This window comes from Bradyrhizobium sp. SZCCHNR1043 (assembly GCF_032489675.1).
Lineage (GTDB): Bacteria > Pseudomonadota > Alphaproteobacteria > Rhizobiales > Xanthobacteraceae > Bradyrhizobium.
Map to the genome: position 1 here is coordinate 84,541 of NZ_JAUEYN010000019.1, position 18,093 is coordinate 102,633.

Sequence of the window (18,093 nt, forward strand, 5' to 3'; positions counted from 1 at the left end):
GGCGCCGTTGGCCGGCAACCTACCCAGCCAGCCCCCAAAGTCAAGGTTTGAGGGCCAGATTCTGGGGGCCCTAGGCCGCGAAGAAGCGGTTTTTCGGTCTGGGCAGGCCGAGATTGTCCCGCAAGGTCGGCCCCTCATACGCCGTCCGGAAGATCCCGCGGCGCTGCAGCTCGGGAATCACCTTGTCGACGAAGTCGTCGAGCCCGGCCGGCAGGAACGGGAACATGATGTTGAAACCGTCCGACCCACGGCTTTCCAGCCACTCCTGCATCTGGTCGGCGATCGTCCTCGCGGTGCCGACGAAGGACAGACCGCCATAGCCGCCGACCCGCAGCGCCAGTTGCCGCACCGTGAGCTTGTCGCGCGCGGCGACATCGACCAGGCGCTGGCGGCCGCTCTTGGAGGCGTTGGTCTCGGGGATATCAGGCAGCGGCCCGTCCGGATCGAAGCCGGAGGCGTCGGTGCCGAGGATGACCGAGAGCGAGGCGATGGCGCTGTCGTAATGCACCTTGCTGTCGAGCAGAGCGCGCTTCTCCCTGGCCTCGTCGACGCTGTCGCCGACCACGACGAAGGCACCGGGCAGGATCTTCAGATGCTCCGGATCGCGGCCGACCTTCTCCATGCGGCCCTTGATGTCGGCGTAGAGTGTCTTTCCGTCAGCGAGGCTGCCGCCGCCGGTAAACACGGCCTCCGCCGTCTCGGCCGCGAGCTGCTTGCCGTCCTCCGAGGCGCCCGCCTGCACGATGACGGGCCAGCCCTGCACGGGACGGGCGATGTTCAGCGGGCCGCGGACTTTCAGATATTTGCCCTTGTGATCGAGCGCATGCATCTTGTCGGGATCGAAGAACAACCCGCTCTCGACATCGCGCACGAAGGCATCGTCGGCGAAGGAGTCCCACAGGCCGGTGACCACGTCGAAGAACTCGCGGGCGCGCTTGTAGCGCTCGGCGTGCTCCATGTGATCGTCGAGGCCGAAATTCAGCGCGGCGTCCGGGTTGGACGTGGTGACGATATTCCAGCCGGCACGGCCGCCGGAGATGTGATCGAGCGAGGCGAAGCGGCGGGCGACGTGATAGGGCTCGTCGAACGTGGTGGAGCCGGTCGCGATCAGGCCGATGTTCTCGGTGACCGCCGACAGCGCCGAGAGCAGCGTGAACGGCTCGAACGAGGTCACGGTGTGGCTGCGCTTCAGCGCATTGATCGGCATGTTCAGCACGGCCAGGTGATCGGCCATGAAGAAGGCGTCGAACTTGCCGGCCTCCAATTTCCGGATCAGCTGCTTCAGATGCGCGAAGTTGAAATTGGCGTCCGGCCAGGCGCCGGGATAGCGCCACGCGCCGGTGTGGATGGAGACCGGGCGCATGAAAGCGCCGAGCTTGAGTTGACGTGGGGCCATGAAGGGTCGTCCGCGGATGGTTGCTGTCTTGGGCAGATAGGAACTCGGCCCATGCGTGTCAGCAATCGGCGGCAGAACACGATTTCGTTTTTGGTGGCGGACGTAGCACGCTCATTCCAATGACGTGCCGAGCAAGCGATCCAAACAACGGTGTCATCCCGGCGAACGCCGGGATCCATACTCCGTGAAGGGAATGTGAGGCACAGTCTCGACCATCCGGGCCGATCGAAAGATTCCGCGGTATGGGTCCCGGCGTTCGCTGGGACGACACTTTGTTGTGGGGGTGGACCGCCCACTCGCCGCGACCAGCATCCACCGAGTATCCTGCTCCTCTGGCAGGGACGAACGGCAACAGTGCCTTTCGCACTCATTCACAAGGGAGCCATCGGCGTGTCAGACCGGCTGAACATCTCCTCAGGCTATCCGTTCGAGGACGTCTATGGCTATGCGCGCGCGGTCCGCGTTGGCGAGCAAATCTTCGTCTCCGGAACGACTGCGCGCGGTCCTGATTTGGATCGCGACGTCTACGCGCAGGCGCAAAGCGTAATCGGCCTTATCGCCGAAGCGCTGCAGAAGGCGGGAGCGGAGCTCCGTCACGTGGTGCGTACGGTCGTGTACTTGACCGACATGGCGGATACCGATGCGGTGGCCCTTGCGCATAGCGAAGCCTTCGGGACGATTCGGCCTGCAAGCACGCTCGTGAAGGTCGCAGGCCTCACGCCTGCGACGGCGCGCGTCGAGATCGAGGTGACCGCGATCATTCACGACCGAGCATCGTAGCGGCGCTATACCGGGGATTGCCTCAACCGCCCAGCACGTCCTTCTGCATCTTGCCGCCGTAGAAATGGAAGAACGGCACCGGCGCGTCGTGGCGGAGCGGGCCGGTGGCGAGGCGGCGGTCGAGCTCGTGGAGAACGTTCCTGGTCATCGGGTGCAGGTCGGCGAGCGGCTTGGAGCCGAGCTCGACCCAGACCAGCTCGACCAGCTCGGCATCGGCGTGGATCACGCCGTCGACGCGGTGGGTGATGGCGGAGGCATCGGCGGTGAAGAAGCGGGTGTCGAAGCGTTTGATGCGGCCGGGCGGGGTGATGGCGCGGGCGATCAGGAACAGGCCGGAGGGATCGGGCAGGAGGCCGGCCTGCGCGAATGGCGCCCAAGGACCTTCAAGCTTCAGTGCGGGGCCGTCGACCCTGCGTCCCAGGCAGAGACCGGTTTCCTCGCAGGCCTCGCGGATCGCGGCGACGGCCAGCGACTTCGCGCGCGACGCCGTCGTCTGTGGCTTGCCCTTGAACAGATTGGCTTCGAGCTCGGCCGGCATGGGCGCTGCGACCGGGATGCGGTGATCCGTCTTGTCGACGCGGCCGCCGGGGAAGACGAACTTGCCCGGCATGAACACGACCTTGTCGTGGCGCTTGCCGACCAGCACCTTCGGCACAGCGCTGCTGCGATCGACCAGGATCAGCGTCGCCGCATCCCTTGGCTTGGTGTAGGGATGGTGGTCCGCTTCCTTCTCGGCGGGCTTGCCCGCCGGCGCGCCGGTCGCCTGTGCCGTCTCGCTCATGTCCTCCCCGCCTTTTTCTTGCTCGTCGATCGGTCGAATGCTCACACCGGTGGAATGCCCTCCACCGGATTGTCGTCGAAGCCGTGCATGCGGAAGGCCCATTGCAGCCCGACGACGGCGCCCTTGACCGGCTGAATCAAGGCGAGCGCGGCGACCAAGGTCACCGGCAGATAGATCGCGAGTTGCAGCGCCACTGGCGGCGCGTAGTTGGTCTCGATCGAGAGCACCAGCGGCACGATGATGTGGCCGACGATGACGATCACGAGATAGGCGGGAAGATCGTCGGCGCGATGGCCGGAAAAATCCTGGCCGCAGCGGTCGCAGTTGTCGGCGACTTTCAGGAAGGCGCGGAACAGCTTGCCCTCACCGCAGCGCGGGCAGCGGCAGCGCAGGCCGCGCTTCATCGCGGTCCAGACGTCGCGCTTCTCGGCGAGGCCGGTGTCACGTGTCCAGGTTTGCGGCATTGCGTGGGGCGTTGAACTCATGGCGTCCATGATCTGCCTTTCTTCGATGTGCCGGGCTTGCGTTTTGCCCCTGCCTTTTGGCTTTTCTTGCGGCTTTTTTCTTCGTGCTTCGGACGAGCCTCGGATTTGGCCCGCTTGGTCGCCTTGCTCTTCGCCTTGACGGTCGTCTTGCTCTTCGACCGGTCGCGGCGGCCATGCCGCGAAACGAGGACATCCGCCTGGGTCAGGAGCTCGAAGCGCAGCGCGCCGGCCACCGGCTGAGCTTCTACCAGACGCACGTCGACGACGTCACCCAGCCGGTGCATGGCACCGCTGCGCTGGCCGATCAGCGCGTGCCGCGTCTCGTCATAGTCGAAATATTCCGTGCCGAGGGTCCTGATCGGAACCAGGCCGTCGGCGCCGGTCTCGTCGAGCTTGATGAACAGGCCCGCGCGGGTGACGCCGGAGATGCGGCCCTGGAAGGTAGCGCCGATGCGGTCGGCCAAGTGATGGGCGATCAGCCGGTCGGCGGTCTCGCGCTCGGCCTTCATCGCGCGCCGCTCGGTGACCGAGATCTGCGCCGCGACCTCGGCGAGATGATCCGGCGTCTCGCTGTCGGGCAGGGCGCCGTCGCCGAGGCCCAGCGCGCGCAGCAGGCCGCGATGCACGACGAGGTCGGCATAGCGGCGAATGGGCGAGGTGAAGTGGGCGTAGCGGCGCAGGTTCAGCCCGAAATGCCCGTAATTGTCGGTCGAATATTCCGCCTGCGCCTGCGAGCGCAGCACGACCTCGTTGACGAGATGCTCGTAGTCCTGGCCGGCGACCAGGGTCAGCACGCGGTTAAACAGCGACGGCCTGAGCGCGCCGCTCTTGGCGAAGGGCACGTCGAGGGTCTTCAGGAACTCCTGCAGCGCATGGATCTTCTCCACCGTCGGCTCGTCATGCACGCGGTAGATCAGGGGCAGCGCCTTCTTCTCCAGCAGTTCGGCCGCGGCGACGTTGGCCGAGATCATGAACTCCTCGATCAGCCTGTGGGCGTCGAGGCGCTCCGGCACGACGACGCGATCGACGGTGCCGTCGGTCTTGAGCAGGATCTTGCGCTCGGGGATGTCGAGGTCGAGCGGATCGCGCGCGTCGCGGCCGCGCTTGGCGACCTCATAGGCCGCATAAAGCGGCGTGAGGATCGGCTCGAGCAGGGGACCGGTGACGTCGTCCGGCTTGCCATCGATCGCGGCCTGCGCCTGCGCATAGGAAAGCTTCGCGGCCGAGCGCATCAGCACGCGGTGGAACGAGTGCGACCGCTTGCGGCCGTCGGCGCCGATCACCATGCGCACGGCGAGCGCGCCGCGCGCCTCGCCCGGCACCAGCGAGCACAGATTGTTGGAGATGCGCTCCGGCAGCATGGGCACCACGCGGTCGGGGAAGTAGACCGAGTTGCCGCGGATCAGCGCGTCGCGATCGAGCGCCGAGCCCGGCCGCACGTAGTAGGCAACGTCGGCGATGGCGACGTGGACAATGAAGCCGCCGACATTGTTCGGATCGGGGTCGGGCGCGGCATGAACGGCGTCGTCGTGGTCCTTGGCATCGGGCGGATCGATCGTGACCAGCGGCAGCTCGCGCCAGTCCTCCCGGCCCTTCAAGGTCGCGGGCAGCGCGGCTTCGGCTTCGGCCACCGCCGCGGCCGAGAAGTCCATCGGGATCTCGTGGGCATGGATCGCGATCAGGCTGATCGCCTTCTCGGTGGCGACCGAGCCGTAGCGCTCCTTCACGCGTCCTGCGGGCAGGCCATAGCCACGGCCACGCAGAAGGTCGACGCTGATGAGATCGCCGTCCTTGGCGTCCTTGGTGTCGGCGGGCGCGATGGAGAGCTCGCGGCCGGCCTGCTTCTTGTCGACCGGAATGAGGCGGCCGCCGCCGCCGGGATTGCTGCGGAAAATGCCGAGCACGCGCGGCCGCGCCTGATCGAGCACCTTGAGTACGCGGCCGCGATAGGCCACGCCTTCGGCATCCTTGATCGGCTCGACCCGCAGCAGCGCGCGGTCACCGACGCCGGCGGCCGAGCCCGGCCCGGCATGACGCGGCGTGTGGATGCGGATGCGCGGCGGCTCGGACTGTTCGGCCTCGTCCCATTCGGCCGGCTTGGCGATCAATTCGCCGTCGCTGTCGCGCCCGGTGATGTCGGCGACCAGCGTGGCCGGCAGTGTCGCGGTCTCGACGACCTTCTTGCGGCCGCTCTTCTTCACCGTGCCGTCGGCGACGAGCTCGCGCAGCAACTGCTTGAGCGCGACGCGATCGGCGTTCTTCAGGCCGAATGCGCGGGCGATGTCCTTGGTGCCAACCTTGCCCGGATTGGCGCGGATGAAGGCGACGATGGCCTCCCGCGAAGGGAAGCCGATGTCGCGCTTTTGGGTCATTTTCTCATCCGCGGGCCTTGCCGGCGCTTTTCTTGGGCGTCGCCTTGGTCGCAGGCTTGGCCGAGGTCTTGGCGGCCTTGGCGACGGGCGCACGCGCCTTGCTGGTGGAGTCTGATTTCGGTTTGGCGGCCGCCTTCTTCGCCACGGCCTTTTTCGCCGGCTTCGGCGTGTCGTCGTCACCGCCGGTCTTCGGCTTGGCCTTGCCGGCAGCCTTGGCCGGCTTCGCAGCCTTGCCCTTGGCCTTCTTGCCGCCGCCCTTGGCGGCGCGCTCGTCGAGCAGCGCAATCGCCTCCGCGAGCGTGATCGTGTCCTTCTCCTTGTCGCCGGGGATGGTGGCGTTGACGCCGCCTGCGGTGACATAGGCGCCGTAGCGACCGGCCTTGACGGCGACGGGGCCGAGCGACGGATGGTCGCCGAGCGCCTTGCCGGGATCGGCGCCGAACCGCTTGCTCGGTCCCTTGGCGATCTTCTCGGCGATCAGCGTGACGGCGCGGTTGAGGCCGATGTCGAACACCTCGTCGCCCGCCTCCAAGCTCGCATAGGTCTTGTCGTGCTTCACGAACGGCCCGAAGCGGCCGAGATTGGCGATGATCGGCAGACCCGTCTCCGGATGGATGCCCACCTCACGTGGCAGCGACAGCAGCTTCAGCGCATAGTCGAGCTCGAGGCTTGCGGGCGACGTCCCTTTCGGGATGCCCGCGCGCTTCGGCTTCTCGCCCTCGGCGTAATCCTTCTGCTCGCCGAGCTGGATGTAGGGGCCGAAGCGGCCGGCCTTGACGACGACGTCTAGGCCGGTGTCCGGATCCTGGCCGAGCACGCGATCGGCCGTCGCCTCGCTGTCGGCGGCGAGCGGGCGGGTGTAGCGGCATTCCGGATAGTTCGAGCAGCCGACGAAGGCGCCGAACTTGCCGGCCTTGAGGTTGAGCCGTCCGGTGCCGCAGGTCGGGCACTGCCGGACATCGCCACCGTCGTCGCGCGGCGGATAGATGTGGGGCCCGAGCATCTCGTCGAGCGCGTCGAGCACCTGCGCCACGCGCAGGTCCTTGATGTCGTCGACGGCGCCGATGAAGCCGGTCCAGAAATCCTTCAGGACCTGCTGCCAGGCGATCTCGTTGTTGGAGATGCGGTCGAGCTGCTCCTCGAGATCCGCCGTGAAATCATACTCGACGTAGCGGCGGAAGAAGTTCTCCAGGAACGCGACGACGACGCGGCCCTTGTCCTCGCCGTGCAGCCGCTTCTTCTCGAGCTTCACATAGCCGCGGTCCTTCAGCACCTGCAGGATCGAGGCATAGGTCGAGGGTCGGCCGATGCCGAGCTCTTCCATGCGCTTGACCAGCGAGGCTTCGGAGAAGCGCGGCGGCGGCTCGGTGAAATGCTGGGTGACCGCGAGATTCTGCCGCTTCAGCGGCTCGCCTGGGCTCATCTGCGGCAGGCGGCGGCCGTCCTCGTCCTCCTCGTCGTCGCGGCCTTCCTGATAGAGGGCGAGGAAGCCGTCGAACTTGATGACCTGGCCCGTCGCGCGCAGCTCCAGGGTGCGGGCGCCCGCCTTGGCGATGATGTCGACGGTGGTGCGCTCCAGCTCGGCGGATTCCATCTGGCTCGCGATCGTACGGGTCCAGATCAGCTCATAGAGCTTGGCCTGGTCGTCATCGAGCCGCTTGCGTAGATCGGCCGGCTTGCGCGACAGGTCGGTCGGGCGGATCGCTTCATGCGCTTCCTGGGCGTTCTTGGCCTTGGCCTGGTACTGGCGCGGGCTCTCCGGCACATATTTGTTGCCGTAGATCTCGCCGATCACCTTGCGGGCCTGGGTGATCGCCGAACCGTCGATCTGCACGCCGTCGGTTCGCATATAGGTGATGAGACCGGTGGTCTCGCCGCCGATGTCGATGCCTTCATAGAGACGCTGCGCGATGCGCATCGTGTGCGCCGGCGCGAAGCCGAGCTTGCGGCTCGCCTCCTGCTGCAGCGTCGAGGTGGTGAAGGGGGCCTGAGGGTTGCGCCGCGCGGGCTTGGCGTCGACGGTCGCGACCGTGTAGCTCGCCGCGTTGAGCGCGGTCTTGAAATCCTCGGCTTCGGCGCCGGTGCCGATGTCGAGCCGCTGGATCTTCTTGCCGTCGGCGCCGACGAGGCGCGCCTCGAAGGTGTCACCGCGCGGCGTCGCCAAGGTCGCGATCAGCGACCAGTATTCGCGCGGGACGAACTTCTCGATCTCGAGCTCGCGATCGCAGACGAGGCGCAGCGCGACCGACTGCACGCGCCCGGCCGAGCGGGCGCCCGGCAGCTTGCGCCACAGCACGGGAGAGAGAGTGAAGCCCACGAGGTAATCGAGTGCGCGGCGCGCCATGTAGGCGTCGACCAGCGCGCCGTCGATCTGGCGCGGATGCTTCATCGCCTCCGAGACGGCCTGCTTGGTGATGGCGTTGAAGACGACGCGCTCGATCTTCTGATCCTTGAGCGCACGCTTCTCCTTCAACACCTCCAGCACATGCCAGGAAATCGCTTCGCCCTCGCGATCAGGGTCGGTGGCGAGAATCAGCCGGTCAGCGCCCTTCAGCGATTTGGCGATATCGTTGAGTCGGCCGGCCGCCTTGGGATCGATCTCCCAGATCATGCGGAAATTCTCGTCCGGATCGACGGAACCGTTCTTGGCCGGAAGGTCGCGGACATGACCGAAAGAGGCCAGAACCTCGTAGGAGGAGCCCAGATACTTATTGATCGTCTTGGCCTTGGCAGGCGACTCCACGATGACGATATTCATGTATTTCCAATGGCTTAGTGGAAGGATTGAAGCTGGCTTCGCGGGATTCGCGCCGGCTGCGTTGACCCGAACATGGGTGGTGAGGGGGTTCCTGTCAAATCGAGGGATGTTGAAAGGCGATTGCGTTCGACCGGCGAAGTACCTATCAGGTTGTACGGAGCACGATGAGAATCGTGCTCTTTTGAGGTTGTTTTTCGTCAAATTCCTTATGCTGGGTGACGGTTGTTGGCCAAGGCAGTGGACAAAAGCGACCCGGACGTCGAGGTGACGGTGGAGGATCCCGACGCCGCGGCGGCGCTGATCGCCGAGGTGACGGCCAGCCTGTCGCATCTGGCGCAGCGCCATCACCTCGACATGCTCGACTACCTGCTGCGCATGGCGAACCTGGAGGCCGAGGAGCATCTCAGGCTGCGCAGCCGCCACAGGCTCTGCTGACGGCCGGCCGCGCTCAGCGCGGGGCGAGAGCGGTTTCCTCCGGCGCCAGCGTCCGGCCGTCCTCCGCAGTCAGCAGCAGCTTGCGAACCGGCCTGCGGTTCGCGCGGTCGACGAGCGCGGTGGCGATCTCGTCCGGGTGCTCGTCGAATTCCTCGCTCCACTGTCGCAGTGCGACCAGGATCGGAAACAGGCCGCGGCCTTTCGGCGTCAGCACGTAGTCGCGATAGGAGCTGCCATCCGCGGCCGGCTCGGTGGTCAGGATGCCACGATCGACCAGCGCCCGCAGTCGCACCGTAAGGATGTTCTTCGCCATGCCGAGGCTGCGCTGAAATGCGCTGAAGCGGCGCACGCCGAGAAAGGCATCGCGGATGATCAGCAGCGACCACCAGTCGCCGATCGCATCCAGCGACCGCGCGATCGGGCAGGCGTCGCCTTCCAGACTGGTGCGCTTGACCATCACGTCATCCTTGTCCTGTCACCCGCGGGGCGCGGCTGGTACCCCGGCGCGCCCGCGTCAGGTCACGCCCTTGTGTGGTTGCATTATAAAACCGACCGGCCTATGTCGTCTATTGGTTTAATTATGCAACCATATGGAGGCGGGCGTGAGGCTTGCAAACAAGACGGCACTGATTACCGGCGGCAGTAGCGGCATCGGGCTTGCGACCGCCCGGCGCTTCGTCGCGGAAGGCGCCAGGATAGCGATCACTGGGCGAGATGCCGGGCGGCTGGAGGCTGCGGCGCGCGAGCTCGGGCCGAACGCGCTGGCGCTGGTGGCCGATGCCACCGACATCGCCGCGACCGAGGCCGCGGCCGCCCGCGCCGCAGAGCGCTTCGGCAAGCTCGACATCCTGTTCGCCAATGCCGGCATCCCCGGCGCGACCCCGGCCGGAGCAACCAGGCCCGAGGTGTTCGAGCAGGTGATCCGCACCAATCTGACGGGCGTGTTCTTCACCGTTCAGGCGGCGCTGCCTCATCTCAAGGACGGCGCCTCGATCATCCTCAATGGCTCCGTGATCTCGGTGCTGGGCAATCCCGGCTATTCGGCCTACGCTGCGAGCAAGGCTGGGGTGCGCGCGATGGCCCGGGTGCTGGCGTCGGAGCTGTCGCCGCGCGGCATCCGCGTCAACGTGGTTGCGCCGGGCGCGATCCGGACGCCGATCTGGGGCGCCGCGGTCGCGACGCCCGAGGCTGAGAAGACGTTCGAGGCAAGGATCGCGGCGACCACGCCGCTCGGCCATATCGGCGAGCCGGAGAATATCGCCAGCACCGTGCTGTTCCTGGCGTCGGACGATGCCGCGCACATCCAGGGGCAGGAGCTGTTCGTCGATGGCGGCGCCACGAGCTCACCGGCCGGTGCGCCGATCTATCGGGGATAGGCGCCAGAGAGCAGCCTGTGGCGAGGCCTCGTCACGGTGAGAGACGGTGGCTGCCGGCGGCAGCCACCGTCTCGATCAGGCAGCGAGATCGCCGGCCGTCTGAAGCGCCGTCGCGAGCGCCTGCTCGCGCTGCTCCGGCCCGATCTGGACACCATCGGCCGCGATGAATGTGAGATCCTTGACGCCGATGAAGCTGAAGACCCCGCGCAAATAGGTCTCCAGATGTTCGAAGGCGGCCATCGGCGTATCCGCGCCATAACGGCCGCCGCGCGAGATTGCGATGATCACGCGCTTGTCGCCGGCGAGCCCTTCCGGGCCGTTCGGGCCATATTTGAAGGTCTTGCCCGCGACCGCGATGCGGTCGATCCATGCCTTGAGCTGGCTCGGGATGGAGAAATTGTACATCGGAGCCCCGATCACGACGGTATCGGCGCGGAGAAATTCGTCCAGGACAGCCTGACCGGACGTGATGTCCGCCTCGATGGCTGGATCCGCTGCCGCTCCTCCGCGCATGGTCGCGACATGCGCGCCAGACAGATGCAACAGCGGTTCTGCGGCGACATCCCGATAGGTGACCTCGAGGTCCGGCGTCAGCTGGCGGAGCCGCGCGACGATTGCGGCGGACACCTGACGGCTGACGGAGTGGGGGCCGAGCACGCTGGAGTCGACATGAAGGAGTTGGGTCATCGGTCAGTCACCTTGGTATTGGTTTGTAACTGGCGCACTATGAGTGACTGTGCTGTAACTCCACAAGAACGCACATTTTTGAAACTCGGGCACAGCCATGACACCTGCGAACAGCCCTGATCCTGACCTGCCGGCGGAGCCGGAGCACAATGATTGCCGGGGCGTCGCCTCGATCCTGGCGCGCGTCGGCGACAAATGGAGCGTGTTCGTCATCATGATGCTGCAGGACGGGCCGAAGCGCTTCAACGAGCTCAAGCGCCTCGTGGGCGGCATTTCCCAGCGCATGCTGACCCTGACCCTGCGCGGCCTCGAACGCGACGGGCTGGTGACGCGCACGGTGTTTCCGACCATCCCGCCGCGGGTCGACTATGAATTGACCGATCTCGGCCGCGGCCTGTCGCAGCCCGTGCAGGCGCTCGGGCACTGGGCCATCCAGCACCAGGAGCAGATCGAGCGGGCACGCACGCACTTCGACGCACGCAAGGATGCCGACTGAGCGCTAGGTGAGCGACACCATCCCGCCGCCGTGGCGCTCCAGGCGGCCGGCCAGCTCGAGCTCGAGCAGCACCATGCGCAGCACGGCGGGTGACAGACCGCTGATCCGGATCAGGTCGTCGATCGAGACGGGCGTCGGGCCGAGCAGGGCTGTGATCTGCGCGCGGTCGTGGCTTTCGGGATCGGGGGCGAACAACTCCTCGTCCGGCTCGCGCAGCGAAAAGGGCAGCGGCCGCTCCATGATCGGGCCGACGGCCTGGATGATGTCGGTGGCTTCGGTGACGAGCGCGGCGCCCTGCTTGATGAGATCGTTGGTGCCCGCGCAGCGGGGATCGAGCGGCGAGCCCGGGACGGCGAAGACCTCGCGGCCCTGTTCGCCGGCCATGCGCGCCGTGATCAGCGAGCCCGAGCGATGCGCGGCCTCGACGACGACGACGCCGAGCGAGGCGCCGGAGATCAGCCGGTTGCGGCGGGGAAAGTCGCGGGCGCGCGGCTCGTGGCCGAGCGGCATCTCGGAGATTGCGGCGCCGCTGCCACTGATGATGGCGCCGAGCAGGTCGACGTGCTCCGGCGGATAGATCCGGTCGTGGCCGCCGGCGAGCACCGCGACCGTGCCGCTGCCGAGGCTCGCGCGATGGGCGGCCTGATCGATGCCACGGGCGAGGCCGGAGATGATGACGAAGCCGGCCTGACCGAGCTCATGGGTGATCTGGCCGGCGAATTTGAGTCCGGCGGCGGAAGCGTTGCGCGAGCCGACGATGGCGATCATCGGGCGCATCAACGTCTCGCGGGCGCCGCGCACTGCGAGCAGCGGAGGCGCATCCTCGCAGGTGGCGAGGCGGGGCGGATAGCCGTCCTCGTTCGGCGCCCGCAGTTCGACGCCTTGCCGTTTGCAGGTTTCGAGTTCGGCCTCGGCTTCGCCGACCGTGCAGATCCGGCCGGCTCCGGCCGCGCCGCCGCGGCGTGCCAGACCGGGCAGCCGGTCGAGCGCTACGCGCGCGGTGCCGAAATGGTCGAGCAGCGAGCGGAAGGTGCGCGGGCCGACATTGTCGGACCGGATCAGGCGCAGCCGGTCGCGCCGCTCGGTGTCGCTCAGCTCGATCGTCGTGTTGATGGCATCCACGCAAAGCCCCCTTTACCGGGGACTAGAATGGAGCAACCCGAGGACGCAGGGAAGAGGGCGCGCTACGCCGGCGCGACGTCGCGCACATCCTCGGACGCGGATATCGGAGACGACAGCGCCGGCTGATCGCCCTGGATGGCCGGCGTGGTGCCGACCGGAGCCTCGCGCAGCCAGCGCTCGGCGGCGTCGCGTCCGCGCTGGTACAGCAGCTCGATGAAGCTGCTGCCGAGATCGGTCGCATCGCGCTGAGCCAGGGCCTCGATCTCGTCCTCGGCGGCAAGCCGATGAACGCGCGGCGGATGCAGGCCGTCGCTGCGCGCCCATTCGAGCGCGGCGAGCTCGGCGTTCAGGACCGCATTGCCGGCGATCTGGTCGAGACGGCGATCGATCGCGGCCGAGGTCATCGGGACATTGCCGTCGCGCGCGGGCGTGACCTGAACGACCAGCAGGTCGGCGGCGCTGGACTCATGCGCGATCTGGATCAGCGGCGGATTGGTGACGTAGCCGCCGTCCCAATACGCCTCGCCCTCGATGTCGACAGCGGCGTGCAGTTGCGCGGGACAGGTGGAGGCAAGCAGTGCATCCGGCGTGATGCCGGCATTGCGGAAGATCTGCGGCAGGCCGTCACGGGCCCGGGTCGCCGCGATCAGCAGGCGGGGCGCGGCCGGGCCCTGCACGGCGTCGAAGTCGATCGTCTCGAGGAGGATGTCGCGGAGCGGGTCGAGATCGAGCGGGTCGGCGCGTCCGCCGCGCAGCCCCGCGCCGAACGACACCGAGCTGCTCGCCGGCGAGTACGCGCCGATCACCAACAGCGATCGGAACGACGCCTCCTCCATCAGCCGGGTCCAGAACAAAGCGAGCCGGTTGCGGGCTTCGTCGCGGCCGCCCTTGGCGAGCCCGCTCGCGAGCAGCGAGGCGTTGACCGCGCCGGCGCTGGCGCCACTTATGGTGTCGAAATCGCAACCGGGTTCCTCGAGCAGACGATCCAGCACGCCCCAGGTGAAGGCCGAGAACGTTCCGCCGCCCTGCAGGGCCAGCGACAGCTTGCGCGGCGGCCACGTCCGGGGTGGTGGCGGCAGCGTGACCGTTGCGATCGTCTCCGCAAGCGTTCGCTCGGGCGTCTCTGCAGCTTTGGTGTCGCTGATCACGGGCGCGCTCGTGGCCGTCATGATCATCTCGGTAACGGCCGGCGCGACATCGGCTCGTTCCGGCGCAGGGTGCGGTTCGGATGCTTCGGTGGATGGTGCCACGTTCGGCATGACCGGCGCAGCGGGCGCGATCGCCTCAGGCGTGGGCGCCGGGTCTGTAGCGGCCGTGATGCCGGTCGACCAGATCTCGGCGGCCGAGAGCAGCAGGCTGGCGTTCGATCGGGCCGGGGCCGCCTTCTGCTGCGCCGGAGCCTGATCAGTACGGTCATCGTGCGTGGCCGACGAACCGCTGGAATTGGTCTTGCGTAACCACATGCAGGAATCATGACAGGCAATCATGATTCACGCCAGAGTCCCGCGTTAACTTATTAGCTGATGAATCGCCGGTGTTGCTGTGCAGCCGCTGTGAAATCAGGGCGTAACACAGGTTTTCCGTATTTGTCCGGAGTGATTACTTCTTCGTCCCGATCTTGCTCTCGGTGCCCGACTGCAATCGCTTGATGTTTTCGCGATGCATGTAAACGAGCAACAGTGTGAGCAAGGTGAACAAGGCGGCCAGCGCGGTGTGACCGAAAGCCCACAGCACGATCGGCGTCAGCACGCTGGCGACGAGTGCCGCGAGCGATGAGTAGCGGAGCGCGAACGCGGTGGTGAGCCACACCAGGCAGAAGAAGATGGCGCCGGGCCAGAACAGGCCAATCAGAATACCGATGTAGACCGCCACGCCCTTGCCGCCGTGGAACTTCAGCCACACCGGGAACAAGTGGCCGAGGAAGGCGCCGAGGCCCGCGATCATCGCGGCATTCGGGCCGCCGAGATAGCCGGAGATGATGACCGCGGCCGTGCCCTTCAGCGCGTCGCCGAGCAGGGTTGCTGCCGCGAGCCCCTTGCGTCCGGTGCGCAGCACGTTGGTGGCGCCGATATTGCCGGAGCCGATGCTGCGCAGATCCTGCGTGCCGGCCAGCTTGGTCAGGATCAGGCCGAACGGGATGGACCCCAGGAGATAGCCGATGATGAGAGCGAGGGGCAGGAAGGCTTCGGAACCCATCACACCACTCCTTCCGAGCTTGGCCTTGCGTCAGACATGTTCGAACACGGTGCGGCCGCCGACGATGGTGCGGACCACGCGACCGGTGAAGCGGGCTTCGTCGAACGGCGTGTTCTTGCACAGCGATTTGAGGTCGGCCGGATCGAGGATCCAGGGCACGTCGGGATCGATCACGATGATGTCGGCCGGCGCGCCCGCTCGCAGGGTGCCGCCGGGCAGGCCGAGCAGCTCGGCGGGCCGGGTCGACATCGCGCGGATCAGGGTCGTCCAGCTCAGCTCGCCATTGTGTACGAGCCGCAGCGCCGCCGGCAGCATGGTCTCAAGGCCGACCGCGCCGCTCGCGGCTTCCGCGAACGGCAGCCGCTTGACCTCGACGTCCTGCGGCGTGTGGTCCGACATGATGACGTCGATCAGGCCCGAGGCCAGCGCCTCGACCAGCGCGCGGCGGTCGACCTCGGTGCGCAGCGGCGGCGTCAGTTTCAGGAAGGTGCGGTAGGGGCCGATGTCGTTCTCGTTCAGGGTGACGTGGTTGATCGAGACCGACGCGCTCACCGTGAGGCCTGCCTCGCGGGCGCGCCTGAGGATGTCGAGCGAGTCGATCGAGCTCAGCGCGGCCGCGTGATAGCGTCCCTTGCTGAGCGCCACCAGGCGCATGTCGCGTTCGAGCACGACGGCTTCCGCTGCGGGCGGAATGCCGTAGAGGCCGAGCCGCGAGGCGAACTCGCCTTCGTTCATGACGCCTTCGCCGACGAGATTGGGATCCTCGGTGTGGTGCACGATCAGGGCGTCGAAATCCCGCGCGTAGGTCAGCGTGCGGCGCATCACCTGCGCGTTCATCACGCTGGTATGGCCATTGGAGAAGGCGACCGCGCCGGCAGCGCGCAGCAGCCCGATCTCGGTCATCTCCTCGCCGCGCAGGCCCTTGGTCAATGCCGCCATCGGCTGGATGTTGACGATGGCGGTGTCGCGCGCGCGGCGCAGCACGAAGTCGACGGTCGCCGAGTTGTCGATGACCGGCTCGGTGCCGGGCTGGCAGATGATGGTGGTGATGCCGCCGGTCGCGGCGGCCTGGCTGGCGCTGGCGAAGGTCTCGCGATGGCCCAGACCCGGCTCGCCGACGAAGGCGCACATGTCGATCAGGCCGGGGGCGACGATCTTGCCGGCGCAGTTGATGACGTCGGTGCCCTCGGGCACGCCGGCCGCGCCGATGCCGCGCTTGAGGTCGCGGATGACGCCGTCGGCGATCAGCACGTCGCCGGGGCCGTCGAAGTCGCGGGAGGGATCGATCACGCGCGCATTGGCGAGCAGGATCGGACGGCGGTCGGTCAGCATGGCGTTTTGTCCCGACTTCTGTATCACGCGTTGGGCAGGTTGCGGGCCAGTGCTTCGAGCACGGCCATGCGCACAGCAACCCCCATTTCGACCTGTTCCCGGATCAGCGATTGTGCGCCATCGGCAACGATGGACTCGATCTCGACGCCGCGGTTCATCGGTCCCGGATGCATGACCAGCGCGTCTGGCTTGGCGTAAGCGAGCTTCTTCTGATCGAGCCCGAAATACTGGAAATATTCCGACGACGACGGCACGAACGAGCCGTTCATGCGCTCGCGCTGCAGGCGCAGCATCATCACGATGTCGGCGCCGTTGAGGCCCTCGCGCATGTCGCGCGCGACCTCGACGCCCATCCGCTCGATGCCGGGCGGCAGCAGCGTGGAGGGCGCGACGATGCGGACGCGGGCGCCCATCGTATTCAGCAGCAGGATGTTGGAGCGCGCGACGCGCGAATGCAGCACGTCGCCGCAGATCGCGATCACCAGCCCCTCGATGCGGCCCTTGTTGCGGCGGATCGTGAGCGCGTCGAGCAGCGCCTGGGTCGGATGCTCATGCGCGCCGTCACCTGCATTGATCACGGAGCCGTCAACCTTGCGCGCGAGCAGCTCGACCGCGCCGGAGGCGTGGTGACGGACCACCAGGATGTCCGGATGCATCGCGTTGAGCGTGACCGCGGTGTCCATCAGGGTCTCGCCCTTGCGCATGGACGAGGACGACACCGACATGTTCATGACGTCGGCGCCGAGCCGCTTGCCCGCGATCTCGAACGAGGACTGCGTCCGCGTCGACGCCTCGAAGAACAGGTTGACCTGGGTCCGGCCGCGCAGCACGGTGCGCTTCTTGTCGACCTGACGATTCAGTTCGACATACTCCTCGGACAGATCGAGGAGACCGGTGATGTCGTGGGCGGAAAGGCCCTCGATTCCCAGCAAATGCCGGTGCCCGAGGACGAAAGTCGATTTCGGAGAGGTTGCCATTAAAGCCAGAGCTATAGGCGCGGTTTCCGCAGGGGGCAAGGCCGAAAGCCGGGGTTCCGAGTTATCCCCCGTTCCGTCTTTCGAGCCTCTCAGGGCGCTCCAAACCGGCGGCTGGCGAGCCATCGCCAGACGAGGTCCGCTCCGATATGCCCTGATCCTGCTGGCAGCGATCGTGCCGGCCTGTGCGGCCGCGTTGCCGTTCGATTTCGTCTATCTCCGCGACATCGACCCGACGATCCTCCAGGACATCCGTTATGCCGGCAGCAACAATTTCGTCGGCCGCCCTTTGCCGGGCTACGAGGCGGCCGAATGCGTCGTGACGCGTGACGTGGCGCGGCGGCTGCAGGCCATCCAAGCCGAGCTGCGGCCGCGCGGCCTGTCGCTGAAGATGCTCGACTGCTACCGGCCGGTGCGTGCCGTGGCGGAGATGCTGGCTTGGTCGCAGGACGGCGTCGAGACCACGGCCGGTCGCCGTTACACTCCGCGCATTGCCAAGCAGGACCTGTTCCGTCTCGGCTATATCGCCGTGCGTTCGAGCCATTCGACCGGTGCCGCGCTCGATCTCACGCTGGTCGAGCTGGCTGCGGACAATTCTGCGGTGTTCGATCCGGCCAAGGACTATCCGGACTGCACCGCGCCCGCAGCGCTACGCGCGCCCGAGGGCAGCGTCGACATGGGAACCGGCTACGACTGTCTAGATCCCAAGGCGCATACCGCCGCGCAAGGATTGGCGCCCGAGCAGCGGCGCTGGCGCAATGAGCTGCTCTCGGCCATGGCGCGGCAAGGTTTTGTGAACTATGCCAAGGAGTGGTGGCACTTTTCGCTGCCGGGCGCTGGCGCGACCACTTATGTTTTTCCCATTCGGCCGCGCCGATGATCGATCTGTAGCAGGGCACGGCC

The 18,093-nt window shown here is 67.0% G+C and carries 17 protein-coding genes; 5 read left to right on the top strand and 12 right to left on the bottom strand.

Going from position 1 to position 18,093, the window contains the following annotated elements:
• Positions 1-70 precede the first annotated feature (70 nt).
• Positions 71-1,396 (bottom strand): LLM class flavin-dependent oxidoreductase, encoded by a 1,326-nt coding sequence (locus QX039_RS29745; protein ID WP_315773122.1) that lies wholly within the window; start codon positions 1,394-1,396, stop codon positions 71-73.
• Between the two features lie 390 nt (positions 1,397-1,786).
• Between QX039_RS29745 and QX039_RS29750 the strand changes: the two genes are divergently transcribed.
• A complete protein-coding gene (locus QX039_RS29750) occupies positions 1,787-2,176 on the top strand; it encodes a RidA family protein (protein WP_315740300.1) in 390 nt (129 codons plus the stop codon).
• 22 nt (positions 2,177-2,198) lie between these two features.
• Here the strand turns inward: QX039_RS29750 and QX039_RS29755 are convergent, their stop codons facing one another.
• From QX039_RS29755 to topA, 4 genes are read right to left on the bottom strand one after another with little or no spacing between them, the layout of a single operon-like run.
• Positions 2,199-2,957 carry an NUDIX domain-containing protein gene (locus QX039_RS29755; RefSeq protein ID WP_315740299.1) on the bottom strand — a complete coding sequence of 253 codons (759 nt, stop codon included), beginning with the start codon at positions 2,955-2,957 and terminating at the stop codon, positions 2,199-2,201.
• Between the two features lie 41 nt (positions 2,958-2,998).
• A complete protein-coding gene (locus tag QX039_RS29760) occupies positions 2,999-3,442 on the bottom strand; it encodes a DUF983 domain-containing protein (RefSeq protein WP_315740298.1) in 444 nt (147 codons plus the stop codon).
• Positions 3,439-5,814, bottom strand: coding sequence for a ribonuclease R (rnr, locus tag QX039_RS29765; RefSeq protein WP_315740297.1), 2,376 nt, complete (start codon positions 5,812-5,814; stop codon positions 3,439-3,441). The genes QX039_RS29760 and rnr overlap by 4 nt, the downstream gene beginning before the upstream one ends.
• Positions 5,815-5,818: 4 nt before the next feature.
• Positions 5,819-8,572, bottom strand: a complete 2,754-nt coding sequence (gene topA / locus QX039_RS29770) for a type I DNA topoisomerase (protein WP_315740296.1) — start codon at positions 8,570-8,572, stop codon at positions 5,819-5,821.
• Positions 8,573-8,797: 225 nt separating this feature from the next.
• Here topA and QX039_RS29775 point away from each other — a divergent pair, with 225 nt between their 5' ends.
• Positions 8,798-9,007, top strand: coding sequence for a hypothetical protein (locus QX039_RS29775; protein WP_315740362.1), 210 nt, complete (start codon positions 8,798-8,800; stop codon positions 9,005-9,007).
• A 13-nt stretch (positions 9,008-9,020) separates the two neighbouring features.
• Here the strand turns inward: QX039_RS29775 and QX039_RS29780 are convergent, their stop codons facing one another.
• Positions 9,021-9,464, bottom strand: a complete 444-nt coding sequence (locus QX039_RS29780; protein WP_315740295.1) for a helix-turn-helix domain-containing protein — start codon at positions 9,462-9,464, stop codon at positions 9,021-9,023.
• A gap of 145 nt (positions 9,465-9,609) precedes the next feature.
• On the opposite strand from QX039_RS29780, the gene QX039_RS29785 reads away from it, so the two are divergent.
• Complete coding sequence (locus tag QX039_RS29785; protein ID WP_315740294.1) at positions 9,610-10,383, top strand: glucose 1-dehydrogenase; 774 nt, start codon at positions 9,610-9,612, stop codon at positions 10,381-10,383.
• 75 nt (positions 10,384-10,458) lie between these two features.
• Here QX039_RS29785 and QX039_RS29790 read toward each other — a convergent pair whose 3' ends face one another.
• Positions 10,459-11,070 (bottom strand): FMN-dependent NADH-azoreductase, encoded by a 612-nt coding sequence (locus tag QX039_RS29790; protein ID WP_315740293.1) that lies wholly within the window; start codon positions 11,068-11,070, stop codon positions 10,459-10,461.
• A gap of 97 nt (positions 11,071-11,167) precedes the next feature.
• Between QX039_RS29790 and QX039_RS29795 the strand changes: the two genes are divergently transcribed.
• Positions 11,168-11,566, top strand: coding sequence for a helix-turn-helix domain-containing protein (locus QX039_RS29795; RefSeq protein ID WP_315740292.1), 399 nt, complete (start codon positions 11,168-11,170; stop codon positions 11,564-11,566).
• A gap of 3 nt (positions 11,567-11,569) precedes the next feature.
• On the opposite strand, the gene dprA is transcribed toward QX039_RS29795, so the two are convergent.
• The 5 genes from dprA to QX039_RS29820 form a co-directional block, all read right to left on the bottom strand.
• Complete coding sequence (gene dprA, locus QX039_RS29800) at positions 11,570-12,688, bottom strand: DNA-processing protein DprA (RefSeq protein WP_315740291.1); 1,119 nt, start codon at positions 12,686-12,688, stop codon at positions 11,570-11,572.
• A gap of 62 nt (positions 12,689-12,750) precedes the next feature.
• On the bottom strand, positions 12,751-14,151 hold the full coding sequence (locus QX039_RS29805; RefSeq protein ID WP_315740290.1) for a patatin-like phospholipase family protein: 1,401 nt from the start codon (positions 14,149-14,151) through the stop codon (positions 12,751-12,753).
• A 136-nt stretch (positions 14,152-14,287) separates the two neighbouring features.
• The gene (plsY, locus tag QX039_RS29810) at positions 14,288-14,884 is read right to left on the bottom strand and encodes a glycerol-3-phosphate 1-O-acyltransferase PlsY (protein ID WP_315740289.1); all 597 of its coding nucleotides are present in this window, start codon (positions 14,882-14,884) and stop codon (positions 14,288-14,290) included.
• A 30-nt stretch (positions 14,885-14,914) separates the two neighbouring features.
• Positions 14,915-16,216, bottom strand: a complete 1,302-nt coding sequence (locus QX039_RS29815; protein ID WP_315740288.1) for a dihydroorotase — start codon at positions 16,214-16,216, stop codon at positions 14,915-14,917.
• 23 nt (positions 16,217-16,239) lie between these two features.
• A complete protein-coding gene (locus QX039_RS29820) occupies positions 16,240-17,193 on the bottom strand; it encodes an aspartate carbamoyltransferase catalytic subunit (protein WP_315740287.1) in 954 nt (317 codons plus the stop codon).
• 151 nt (positions 17,194-17,344) lie between these two features.
• Between QX039_RS29820 and QX039_RS29825 the strand changes: the two genes are divergently transcribed.
• A complete protein-coding gene (locus QX039_RS29825; protein WP_315740359.1) occupies positions 17,345-18,070 on the top strand; it encodes a M15 family metallopeptidase in 726 nt (241 codons plus the stop codon).
• Positions 18,071-18,093: the final 23 nt, after the last annotated feature.